Annotated in this window: 4 protein-coding genes; all 4 read left to right on the top strand. The window is 38.1% G+C overall.

The window, feature by feature from the left end:
* Positions 1-169: 169 nt before the first annotated feature.
* The 4 genes from K0U91_RS08350 (at position 170) to K0U91_RS08335 (ending at position 13,948) form a co-directional block, all read left to right on the top strand.
* Entirely contained in the window at positions 170-4,312 is a 4,143-nt protein-coding gene (locus tag K0U91_RS08350) for a T9SS type B sorting domain-containing protein (RefSeq protein WP_220180731.1), read from the top strand.
* A 78-nt stretch (positions 4,313-4,390) separates the two neighbouring features.
* Positions 4,391-7,444: a T9SS type B sorting domain-containing protein gene (locus tag K0U91_RS08345; protein WP_220180730.1), complete on the top strand. Its 3,054-nt coding sequence runs from the start codon at positions 4,391-4,393 to the stop codon at positions 7,442-7,444.
* A gap of 139 nt (positions 7,445-7,583) precedes the next feature.
* A complete protein-coding gene (locus K0U91_RS08340) occupies positions 7,584-10,415 on the top strand; it encodes a T9SS type B sorting domain-containing protein (RefSeq protein WP_220180729.1) in 2,832 nt (943 codons plus the stop codon).
* Positions 10,416-10,528: 113 nt separating this feature from the next.
* Positions 10,529-13,948, top strand: coding sequence for a T9SS type B sorting domain-containing protein (locus K0U91_RS08335; protein WP_220180728.1), 3,420 nt, complete (start codon positions 10,529-10,531; stop codon positions 13,946-13,948).
* Positions 13,949-14,020: the final 72 nt, after the last annotated feature.

The following is a 14,020-nucleotide window of genomic DNA, read 5'->3' as shown; positions in this document are numbered from 1 at the left end:
GTGAAAAAATTCACCGGGATTTTTTTGTTTATTCCCTGTTGCGAAGATGAACATTAAATGAACTTTAGTTTAAAAAATTCATACTTTTAAAAATTCTAAAAAAATGTTAAAAAAATTAGATAAGATTTTGATTATTAATACTTAAATTTGTCGCCCTTGAAATTCAGGCATGAAAAAATTTTTACTAAGTATTTGTACTTTTCTTTGTTTACTTGTCAACGCACAATTAGATACTGATCACTGGTTTGCTCCTATGGCCGCAAAAGCCGGAACAAATAATCTGCAGAGCTTTTTATATTTATCTACCAATGAGACCGCACCTTTTTCGGTGCAGATCTATAACAATAATACACTGTACACAACGGTACAGGTAAGTAAAGGAAACCCCGTACAGGTAAATATTCCCGAATATTTTCTTATGGCGGTAAACCAGGCAGATCTCTTTACGCCCTCATCCATGGGTATGTATGTAAAAGGTCCAAAAAAATTCTTTGCCAACTATAGATTTTCGGTAGACAATCACGCAGAGATCATCACATCAAAAGGTCTTGCAGGTTTAGGCACCAAGTTCTATGCGGCAATGGCACCCAATACAGGAAGTAATTTTTACATTAATTCTACTATCGGTGTTACTGCAACTGAAGACAATACATCGGTTGTAGTTTCAGGGTATGACCCCAATGTTATTTTTTCTGACGGTACTTCTACACCCAACAAAACATTTACTCTAAACAGAGGACAATCTTATGTAATGGATGTTGTAAGCAGCGATTCACCTAATAATTTAGCAGGTCTTGTCGGGGCAAAAATAGAATCTACAAAACCAGTTTCTGTTACCAACGGGAATTTTAATGCAATTTATACCAATCAAAATTTTACCAATAATGATATTCTGATGGATCAGGCTGTACCTGTAGACAGGTTGGGGAAAGATTTTGTAGTGGTAAAAGGCAACGGACCTGCCACTTCCGGCATGGAAACAATTTTGGTACTTGCGACAGAAAATAATACTACATTCACGGTAAATGGAGCGCCTTCGGGAGTTACGCTGAATGCAGGACAATATTTTATGGTTCCCGGCGCTTCTTATGTGAATCAAGGGAATAATAATTTTAACATGGCTATTTCCTCCACGAAAAACATGTATGTTTATCAATTGCTGGCAGGTGTGGCTACAGGATCCATTTATGCTACAGGCGGGTTTAATTATATCCCGCCGTTGAGCTGTTTTTTGCCCAACAAAGTGGATGAAATAGGTTTTATCAATCAAATAGGATTTCAGACCTACAATACAAAACTCAATATCATCACCCAAACCGGTGCCATCGTTACTCTTAACGGAGGCCCTATCGCAACAGGAAACGGCCCGTATCCCGTGACCGGAAATGCAAATTGGGTATCCTACTCAATTCCCAATATCACAGGAAATATTACCGTAAATTCTACAAAATCGGTGACTGCAGGTATTGTTGGCGGTAGCGGTGCCGTAGGATATGGTGGATATTTTGCAGGATTTTCATCGGTACCCGGTATTGCTAAAACCGGTGACTGTTTAAACGGTATTTTGCTTCAGGTTGATAATACCTATGATGCTTACCAGTGGTTTTTGAACGGCAACCCTATTCCAGGTGCTACAACTTATTTTATTAATCCTGAAAATTACGGTGCCGGAAATTACACGTGTCTTATTACAAAGAATAATTGCGACTCTAAACTTACCAACGTTTACAGCTACACGGTTTGTCCGCCTATCTCTACTACAACTTCAAATATAGGTTCTTGCAATACTAAAGTAATCAGTCCGGCATTTACATCTTCTACACAAACTATTTCTATTGCCAATACAAGTATCAGCATTGCTCCGACATCTGGTACAGCGGTTATAAACCCAACAAACGGCCAAATTACTTATACTCCAAATCCCGGATTGAGTGCGGACGTGACAGATTCTTTCACTTATTATATTGAAGGAACCGGTAACCCTGCAGCCTTTGAATATTTTAAGGTAATCTTAAATATTGATGTCCTTCAGGTTACCAATACTGCTATAACAACTTGTACGACTAATGGAACGACAGGAATATTTAATTTAACTTCAGCTATCGTGACTACAGATCCCGGAATTGCTATCGCTTATTTCTCTGATGCCGCTTTAACGCTGCCTATCACGACACCGACTTCTTACAGCGCATCTGCAGGAATTGTTTATGCCAAAGTAACTTCGACTTACGGATGTTCAAAGGTTGCTCAGATTAATTTATCATTAAATGCAGCACCGAACATTACCACCACAAATTTTAACGGAAATCTCTGTGATGATAATTTTGACGGAATCATCAATGTCAATTTCACTACAATTTCACCACAAATTGTCACTAATTCTGCAAATTTTACAGTAAAATACTATCTACTACAGGCAGATGCAACAGCAGGAAACGCTAATACGCTTCCAACAAACTGGTCTTACACTGCAAATACAACAGTTTATGTGAGAGTAGAATCCAGTAATGGCTGTCCTGCAGCTTTTGGCCAGATCAATTTCAGCATCGGAGCTAAGATCTCTTTATTGACGCAAGATTACAGCACCTTATTATGTGATGATAATTCTGATGGTACGGAAACTGTAATTTTAGATAATTTTAAAAATAACTTCACGACAGACCCTGCAGTTTCGTTGACTTATTTTAACTCGCAGTCAGATGCACAGACTGGAATTAACGCCATCAACGCTACACAAACTGTAGCACCGGTAAGAACATTTTACATCAGATTTCAAAGTACTAATGCTTGTCCGCAAATTGCAAAATTAACACTGAGCTTAGATACAATTGTTGCTAACAATGCGACATTAACAGCATGTTCAAACATTCTTGGGAATGGTACTTTCAACTTAACAACAGCAAACGTAACGACAACACCCGGTGCCGTTGTCACTTATTTTTCTGATGCGGCTTATACAATACCCATTACAACACCATCCGTTTATAATTCAGCTGCGTCTAATGTTTATGTAAGAGTTACTTCGCCGTTCGGATGTACAAGAACAGCACAGATCACCTTAACGGTGAATCCGCTTGCCAATATCAATACGTCAAATTTTAATGCAAATATTTGCGATGATAATTTTGACGGGATCATCAATGTTAATTTTACTTCTGTAACACCTCAGATAGTTACAAACTCGACTAATTTTACGGTTAAATATTATTTAAATCAGGCCGATGCAAATGCCGGCAACAACAATACTTTACCTGCCAACTGGACGTATACTGCCAATACAATTGTATATGTAAGGGTAGAAAGCAATAACAATTGTCCGCCCGCTTTCGGACAGATTAATTTTACGATCGGAAATAAAATTACACTACTTACAGCTATTGTCAATACTCAGGTTTGTGATAATGATTTGAATGGCTCTGAAACCGTCAACCTCAACGATTATAAAAACCAGTTTACGACAGATCCTGCAGTTACGCTGACATTCCATTCGACTTTGGCTAATGCGCAGGCGGGAACAAATGCAATTGCTGCACAACAAGTTATTACAACGTCAGGAACCTACTATATAAGGTTTACCAGCAGCAATGCCTGTCCAAATACAGGAACTATAACCATTACTTTAAAATCCGGTAAAAAATCTGACATTTTAAAAGATCAGGTGGTCTGCCTTAATGAAAAAGCAGTTTTGAATGCAGGAACCGGTTTTACATCATATTTATGGAGCACCGGCGAAACAACACCGATCATTACAGTAGGTGCCGGAATATATTATGTCGATCTGGGATTCAACGGCTGTATTTACAGACAGACCGTCAATGTAACGACGGCGCAGGCGCCTACCATTACAAGTATTCAGGTTACGGGATCAAACGCTACAATTAATGTATCGGGTGGAACCGCTCCCTATCAATATTCTTTAAACGGAATTGATTATCAGTCTTCAAATACGTTTAGCGGTCTTACGAGAGGCCCTCATACCGTGTATGTTTTGAGCGCAGACGGGTGCAGACCTATCATAAAAGAATTTTTAATTCTTAACCTGGTGAACGCCATCACGCCAAATGGGGACGGTCATAACGATGTATTAAACTATTCTGACCTTAGATTAAAACAAAATGTAAGCATTGAAGTGGTAGATCGATATGGTGCAGCTGTTTATAAATCATCCGGTAAAAATTACATCTGGGATGGAAAATCAGAAGGAAGAACCCTCTCAACAGGCACTTATTGGTATATATTGAAATGGATTGAACCTGATACAAAATTACCAGTTTCACATTCAGGGTGGCTTTTAATTAAGAATAGAGAATAAGTTTTAAATTTTCTTTAGCATTTATTAAGAATATATTAAATATTATTCTAATTTTGTAGAAATCCTAATTCCATAATTATGAAAAGATTTCTACTAAGTTTTATATTAGTTTTTATGACGTTCTGCTCTCTCTCCGCACAGAGAGATACAGACCATTGGATAGCACCTTATTATTCAACAACGTCAGGATATAACAATACTTTATATTTGTCTACAGATTCGGTTGTTCCGTTTGATGTACAAATATTCAGTAATAATTCTTTGCTAACCACTGTAAGTGTAGCTAAAAATGCACCTATAACCTACGCAGTAGCTAGTGACATCATCACAACAAATACTACTTCTGATGTTTACAGTATAATAAACAAAGGATTATATTTAAAAGGTCCAAAGCCTTTTTACTGTACACTCAGATTGGCACAAAGTGCACATGGAGAGATTGTAACAAGTAAGGGTAAAGCTGGTATCGGTAAAGAGTTTTATGTTGCTAATACACCCTCCAGTGCTACCTTCAATAATTTTACCGCTGGGATCTTAGCAACAGAAGATAACACAGTGGTAACCGTTACATGGAACCCAGCAACTCCTATCAGCTTTTTTAATGGTGCTCCTACCTCAAACACCAATACTTTTACACTGAATAAAGGACAATCTTTTATTTATGCTGGTAATGCCGGAACCGCTGCTCCTTTTATGGGAGCTAAGATTGTATCAACTAAACCTGTTACACTAACCAACGGAAATGTGAATGGTAATTTCGGTGACAATACTGGTGCCGGATCTGATGCTATTTTGGATCAGTCTGTACCTACTGAAAGACTAGGGAGTACTTTTGCTATGGTAAGAACCAGATCCACCACTTCAGACTTAGAAGGCGCAATTGTAATTGCAGTTGAAGATAATACGCAGGTATTTTTAAATGGATCAACAACTGCAGTTGCCACATTAAATCAAGGACAATGGTATAGAATTCCAGGATCAAGCTATGTTGCCCAGGGGACTTCTGGCCATTACAACATGCTCGTCAATACATCAAAAAATGTATATATATACCAATTGGTATCAGTAGGCGACAGTAGTGCTACCTGTGGTTTTAACTACATACCACCGTTAAACTGCTTCTTACCGAGAAAAATTGACGAAATTGGAAAAATCAACGAAATGCCCGGTATTTCTGGTGCAATAGGTATAAAACTAAATATTATAACAGAAGCAGGAGCAACTGTGACTGTGAATGGTGTAGCGCCAACTGCAGCACAAGGTCCTTATACGTTAACTGGAAATCCATTATGGGTAACATATGGATTAGAGAATGTGACAGGAAACCTTACTATTCAGTCTACCAAAGCGGTAACAGCGGGTATTAATGGCGGATATAGTACTGCCGGATATGGTGGATATTTTGCAGGGTTCAATTCTATTCCAATTATCAGTAAAAAAACAGGAGATTGTGTTCCTGGGATTATTCTTGAAGTTGATGACAGCTACGAAACTTACCAATGGTATCTGAACGGCGTTCTTATCCCCGGAGCAACTTTCAATACATACACTCCGGTAGCTGCCGGCAATTACACTGTAAAAGTGACAGCAGGTTCATGTTTAGCGGTAACAACCCCTATTTTTAAAGTATTTACCTGTTTACAACAAACCGCACAAACTATTTATATCTGTGGTACGAAAGTAATTACCCCTACATTTACCAACTCGACGCAGACTCCTGTTCCAAGTACGGTAACAATACTTACACAACCTACACATGGTACAGCAACAATAAATCCTTCAACCGGAATTATCACCTACATTCCGACTCCTGGCTATTTAGGTCCTGATGTAATTATTTATAAGTTCTGTGGTAATGCACCGGAATTTGTAGATTGTCAGCAGATTACCTTAAACCTAAACTTAGTACCGTTTGTATTAACTGACAGGACTGTCAAAGCATGTCAGTATGCAGGAAAAGGATTCTTTGATTTAACAACTGCGAATGTTACAGATAATTCTGTACCTACAACTAAGAAATACTATCCTACATTAGCTGATCTTAATGCGTTTACTAATGAAATAACTAATCCTACCAACTACTTCTCAGGAGCAGGGTTTGTTTATGTAAGAGTTACCACTTCAGAAGGTTGTACAGGCACAGCTAAAATTACCCTTGACTTCTATCCTACTCCGGTAGTGAATGATGCTACTTTAACGGTTTGTTTTCTTGGAAACGACGAAACTAAGGGTAATTTTAATTTAACAACAGCAGTAATAACCAATCAGACTCCGGTTACAAAAAAATATTATCCGACGTTTACAGATGCAAGCAACGGAACGAATGAAATCATGAATTCTACATTATACATTGCCAGTGACGGGTTTGTATATGCTAGAGTATTCAATTCAAACGGTTGTTATGCCATTGCAAAAATTAATCTTAAAGTGACACCTCCAAAAAGATCTACTGTATTAAAAGACAAATTTATTTGTATAGATGACAGAACAAGTCTGGATGCAGGACCGGGATATCAATCTTACGAATGGAGTACTGGTGCAACTACTCAAAGCATCCAGGGAATTCCTGTCGGTGAATATTGGGTAATCCTTCAAAATAACGGATGTTTTGTAAAACAATTCGTAAGTGTGAAAAAAGTAAATGATCCGATCATAACATCTATTGAAATATCTAATAATACAGCAACTATTTTTGCAGAAGGAGGTACGGCACCTTATAAGTATGCAGTAGATACTCCTACCAACTGGCAAGATTCTAATGTATTTACAAATCTTTCAAGAGGGCAGCATACTTTCTATGTAAAAGATGTAGTAGATTGTACACCAATATCGGTAGAAATTACAGTTCCTAATTTATTGAATGCCATTACTCCAAATGGTGATAACGTCAATGACTTTGTTGATTACAGCGAGTTGGCTTATAAAGGAAACCTTACATTTGTAATCTATGATAGATACGGAAATAAACTATTTACCGGTGACAAGTCAAACAATTATAAGTGGGACGGAAGATTTTCAGGTAAAGGAATTCTAACCGGAACATATTGGTACCACATCAACTGGACAGAGCCAAATGCACAAAAAACACCAATTAAATACACAGGTTGGATTTTAGTGAAAAACAGAGAATAACAAATAATCCTTACAATAAAAAGAAGCCACAGCACAGAGTTGTGGCTTCTTTGGTTAACATTATCAACAATAATTACAAAAAATTCTGAAAACATATGCTTTTTTGGATTATTTTTGTAAAAATCCTAATTCAACGCTTATGAAACAATTTCTACTCATTTTTCTTTTAATGATTACCGGCATCAATGTTTCTGCTCAAAGAGACACCGAACATTGGATCGCCCCGTTCTATGCATCATCTACTGTTACACAATCACTTTATCTGTCTACAGATTCGGTAACACCTTTTACGGTCACTGTGTTTAGTAACAATACTGCTTTAGGAACAGTCACCATCAGTAAAAACAATCCTCAGGTTTATACAGTTTCTCCTGCTAACATCTCAGCCACGAGTGTATCAGAAGGTTTTACTGTTATTAACAAAGGTTTATATTTGAATGGAACCAAGCCATTTTATTGTACACTGAGAATCGTCAGCAGTACCACGCATGCAGAAATTCTTACCAGTAAAGGCAAGGCAGGGATTGGTAAAGAATTTTACGTTGCCAATACCCCATCTCCTTTTGCCAGTACCGGAAATAATTTTACTGCAGGAGTTTTAGCAACAGAAAACAATACTGTGGTAACTGCCACTTGGAGCGCAATTTCAACTGTAGCCTTCATTGGAGCTGCCCCAACTACAAATACCCATACCTTTACCTTAAATAAAGGACAGTCTTTTATTTTTGCTGGTTCCGGAAGTCCGGCAGCAAATATGAGTGCCTTCATCGGTGCTAAAATAGTTTCTGACAAACCAATAACTCTTACCAACGGAAACGTACTCGGTAATTTCGGTACAGGAACAAGTGCTGGAGCCGACATTATTCTTGATCAGTCTGTACCGACTGAAAGATTGGGAAATACTTTTGCAATGGTAAGAACCAGATCAACTACAGCAGACGACATAGAAGGAGGTATAGTGATTGCTACTGAAAATAACACGCAGGTATTTCTAAACGGCTCTACTACACCAGCTGCTACCTTAAATCAGGGGCAATGGTACAGAATTTCCGGAAGCAACTATCTTGCACAGGGAGGAGGAGCTCATAAAAATATGTTTATCAGCACTTCAAAAAATGTTTATTTATACCAATTAGTTTCTGTAGGCAACAGCAATGCGACGTGTGGTTTTAACTACATTCCGCCATTAAACTGTTTCTTGCCCAGAAAGATTGACGAAATCGGTAAAGTAAATGAAATGCCAACGGGTGCCGGTGGCGCAAGTGTTGTAGCAAGTGGAACTTCTGTAAAGCTTAATATTTTAACGGAAGCAGGTGCGACTGTAACGGTAAATGGTGTTGCTCCGACTGCTGCTCAAGGCCCATTTCCATTAACCGGGAATACCAACTGGGTAACATACGCATTAGAACCTGTAGCAGGCAATTTAACCATATTATCAAATAAAGCAGTTACTGCAGGAATTAACGGTGGATTCAGCACATCGGGATATGGCGGTTACTTTGCAGGTTTCTCTTCTATTCCGCTTATTGCAAAACAGACAGGAGACTGTATTCCAGGGCTTGTTTTGGAAGTAGATGACAGTTATGATACCTATCAGTGGTTTAGAAATGATATTCCTATTCCTGGAGCAAACAGCAATTCGTTTACTCCTACACAATCAGGAAATTACACGGTAAGAATTACTGTAGGATCTTGTCTTCCTGCCACGACACCTGTTTACAAGGTCTTTACATGTCTTCAGCAAACTACTGCAGCAAAAACAGTATGTGAAGGTTATATAAATATTGTTCCGGCATTTACAAGCTCAACACAAACCTTTGTTCCCAGCACAGTTCAGATTGTTACTCCACCGGCAAATGGTACAGCAATCATCAATCCTACTACAGGAGTGATCGGATATGTTCCGAACTTCGGCTTTGTAGGGACAGACACAATTACTTATAAATTCTGCGGTAATGCACCGGAATTTGTAGATTGTGAGCAAATTACTTTGACATTAACGATCTCAGAAAGCCCTGTTGTAACCAATGCTACAATGAGATCATGCTATCTTGAGTCTGATATTGCGACAGGTTTATTCAATTTATCCAATGCGGTTGTAAATACGCAGCCTGGGACAACTAAAAAATATTACCCGTCACTTACCGATGCAAATAATCAGACGAATGAAATTACAAATTTTGCCAACTACATTGCTCCAAACGGAGTAGTATTCGTGAGAGTGAGTAATGCGAACGGATGTTACAGAGTAGCACAAATTACTTTAGTAGTGCTTCCGCCAGTAAAATCTACCGTATTGATTGACAAAGAAATCTGTATTGAAGACAAAACAACATTAGATGCAGGTCCTGGTTTTGATGGCTACCAATGGAGCACAGGAGCTACAACACAGACTATTACTGATGTAAGTGTAGGAACTTATTCAGTTATATTAAAAACTGGAGATTGTTTCACAAAACAGACAGTAACTGTTTATCCGACAAAACAGCCCGTAATTTCTAATATTGAAGTTACCAGTAATGATATCACCGTATTTGTTGTTGGCGGTACTGCTCCTTACAAATATTCAACCGATAATATCAACTGGCAGGATTCTAATGTATTTACCGATCTTACAAGAGGTGATACAACGGTGTATGTGAAAGATAGTTTTGACTGTACGCCAATTGTGGTTACCATTACAATTCCTAATATTGTAAATGTGATTACCCCAAATGGTGACGGTGTGAATGATGTACTCGATTATTCTGCATTGGCTCACAAACCAAATTTAATTTTGGGAATCTTTGACAGATACGGAGTTAAGATTTTTGAAGGTAATAAAGACACCGGCTTCAAGTGGGATGGTACTATCAACAAGACCAAAAAAGTTTCTACCGGAAATTACTGGTTCAGCATCACCTGGAACGAAAGTAAAAACAAAACTCCGATCAAATTTTCAGGCTGGATTTTGGTTAAAAACAGAGAATAACAATTAATTATAAACATTTTAAAAAAACCACGATATAAAGTCGTGGTTTTTTTGTTCATTTTTGAATGATGCACCGTATTTTATTATTAAATTTGTGATAAATCAAATACAGAATGAAGAAACTTCTATCTTTTTTTCTTATTTTTTATGTTTTCTCTATTTCCTTTGCACAACTGGATAGAGAGCATTGGTTTGCACCGATGGTAGATAGAACCGGAAACCCTAATCCGTATCAAAAATTGTATCTCTCAACCAACCGCACCACTCCTTTTACAGTAAGTATTTATAATAACAATGTAGTCATAGGAAGTGTAACCATCAGCAAAAACAATCCGCAAAAATTTGATGTTTTGAGAGATTACATCATTACCACTACACAAACAGATTTATTTACTCCTACTTCAAAAGGTCTTTATTTAAAAGCAGATTTTCCTTTTTATGCTAACTTAAGGTTTTCAGTATTCAATCACGCAGAAATCATTACCTCCAAAGGTATACCTTCAACCGGTAAAACATTTCACGTTGCTAGTGCTCCTATTACCGTGAGCAATACAATCCTGAATTTCATGACCAGTATTCTGGCGACAGAAGACAATACGACAGTAACAATATCAGGTTACAAACCTACTGTACAGTTCTCAAACGGTACAACAGGGGCAACCACACCGACGATGACTTTTATTTTAAATAAAGGACAATCCTATATTGTTGATGGCATAGGTGATCTCACAGGAAACTTTGACGGCTTTATAGGCTCAAAGATTATCGCCGATAAGCCTGTGAATATTACAAATGGAAATTTCAACGGTCAATATGCAGGAAATATCCCTACAAGTTCAGATATTTTAATGGATCAGTCTGTACCCGTTGAACAGCTGGGAACGCAGTTTGCCTTGGTAAAAGGTAACGGAAGCATCGGCAGCAATATGGAAGGCGCCCTTGTGATTGCCACTCAGGATAATACACAGGTCTTTCTTAATAATGAGACTTTACCGATAGCCACACTGAATACAGGTCAGTATTACGTAGTTTCAGATACTAAATATCAGCTGCAGGGTACTAATCATTACAATTTATATATCCGGACAACAAAAAATGCATACGTCTACCAATTGCTTGCAGGAGATTCCGTGAGCGGAACTCAAGTTGCTACAGGGGGATTTAATTTTATTCCCGCATTAAGTTGCTATTTACCAAAACAGATTAACGAAATTGGTTTTATTAACGAAAATTTCGTTCATTCTAATGTTAATCCTTCTGGCATACTGAATATCCCTACCAAGCTAAACCTTGTTACAGAACGTGGTGCCGTTGTTACAGTCAACGGTGTTACTCCTCCTGCGACAACAGGTCCATTTGATATGACAGGCCTTACACCATGGGTAACCTATGGAATCCCGAACACAGTGGGGACAATAACGGTTGTTTCTACGAAAGCGATTACCGCAGGGATCACTGCAGGAAGTGATGCAGTAGGTTATGGTGGTTTTTTTGCAGGCTTCTCTACACAGCCGGTGATTATAAAATCCGGCGGAGACTGCGTTCCCGGCATTGTATTAACCGTAGACCCTATCATCTACGAAACATATCAATGGTACAGAAACGGCAACCTGATTACCGGTGCCACCGGACCTTCTTATACTCCTACACAATCTGGGAACTATACTTGTTCTGTAACAATGGGAAGTTGCGCACCATTGGTAACTGCACCTTACAAAGTTTTAAATTGCCTAAAGATTACGGCAGCAAGCTTTGATATTTGTGAAAACAAAATAATTGCTCCTGCTTTTACTTCTTCTCCTCAAACTCCGGTGGTATCTACAATTGCAATTACAACAGCACCAACGCTAGGAACGGCAACCATCAATACAACAACAGGAGTTATTACCTACACTGTAACCAACCCTTCAGCTTCAGGAACAGATACTTTCACGTATACATTCTGCGGCAACGACCCTGACTTTCCGGATTGCGAATCGGTAACCGTTACATTAAATATTCTACCCGTTACTGTTACCAATGCCACATTAACAGCATGTAATGTAAATGGTGTCGGAACATTTAATCTAACAACAGCGAATGTCACACCCAATAATCCTGTCATTAAAACCTACTATACCAGTTTATTAGCTGCGCAGACAGAAAATGCCGCAGGCCAAATCGGCGTACCGGGCAACTATTCCGCACCTGCCGGAACGATAGTGTATGTTGTGGTTAAAAATCCTGCAGGGTGTAAAAATATCGCGCAGATTACCCTTAATTTATTTCCTTTAGCAAATATTGCACCCCTTAACCTAATATTTTTATGTGATGAGAATCTTGATGGAGTAGTTAATGTAGTTTTATCAGATATTACTCTTTTAGTTTTAAATAATCCTGTCTATTTTACAAATGTGAGATATTATGCTCTACTGGCAGATGCAAACCTGGGAAATAATAATACACTACCAAATAATTGGAGTTTTAGCACAAATACAACAATTTACGTACGGGTTGAATCACCGGATGGATGTGCTCCAGTAATAGATGTTTTAAATTTTGCTGTTGGATCAAAGCTGGCATTATTAACCACAGCATTTATAACAACGTTCTGTGATGATGATCTTGACGGTAGTAAGCTGGTCAATCTCTCACAATTTATACCTCAATTTACAACAGATCCTCTAGTAACGGTAAGCTATCATTCTACATTGGCCGATGCTCAAAACGATACTGCTGCGATCAGTGGCGCTGTTACACTAACGGGAACTCACACTTATTTTATAAGATTTGAGAAAATCGGTTTCTGCCCTAATGTAGGATCAATAAGAATCACTCTTAAAATTCCTAAAAAATCGGATGTATTGGTTGATAAACTGATCTGTCCGAAAACTAAAACAACATTAGATGCAGGACCCGGATTTACAACATATCTATGGAGCACAGGAGCTACTACTCCATCTATTACCAATGTTGCTGCAGGAAATTACTGGGTAGACCTTACTTTTGACGGATGTATTTACAGACAATTTGTAAACGTATCAGAATCTATTTTACCGGTCATATCATCCATTGACATCAACGGGTCTACCGTAACTATTGGCGTAACCGGTGGAGTTCCGCCTTACGAGTATTCTTTGGATAACAACAGTTGGCAAAGCTCAAATGTTTTTAATAATGTACCGATTGGCAATCATAAAATCTATGTGAGAGATTCTCAGAGATGTGATGTTGTAGAAAAAACTTTTGTCATCATTAATCTAATCAATACAATTACACCTAATTCGGACGGCCATAATGATGATATAGACTATTCTTCTTTGATGAGCAAAGATAATCTTATTTTCAGGATTTTTGATCGTTATGGAGCTGAGCTGTTTAGAGGATCACCTTCCAATAACTTTACATGGGACGGAAAAATGAAGGGCAGACCAGTATCTACAGCCACTTATTGGTATTTTATTTCCTGGACAGAATTCGGTAATTCTACCACTGTCAAATACACCAGCTGGCTATTGGTAAAAAATAGAAATGACAGTTTGTGGGATAAATAGATTCTTGATCGCTGAGTTTTCAGCGGTAATATAACATTCATTAACAGTTTGAATAAAAGTTTAATATAATTT

The sequence above is a fragment of the Chryseobacterium sp. LJ668 genome, from assembly GCF_019613955.1.
Taxonomy (GTDB): Bacteria; Bacteroidota; Bacteroidia; order Flavobacteriales; family Weeksellaceae; genus Chryseobacterium.
The sequence above is the reverse complement of the archived record's forward strand: the minus strand, read 5'-3'. Positions and strand labels throughout refer to the sequence as shown.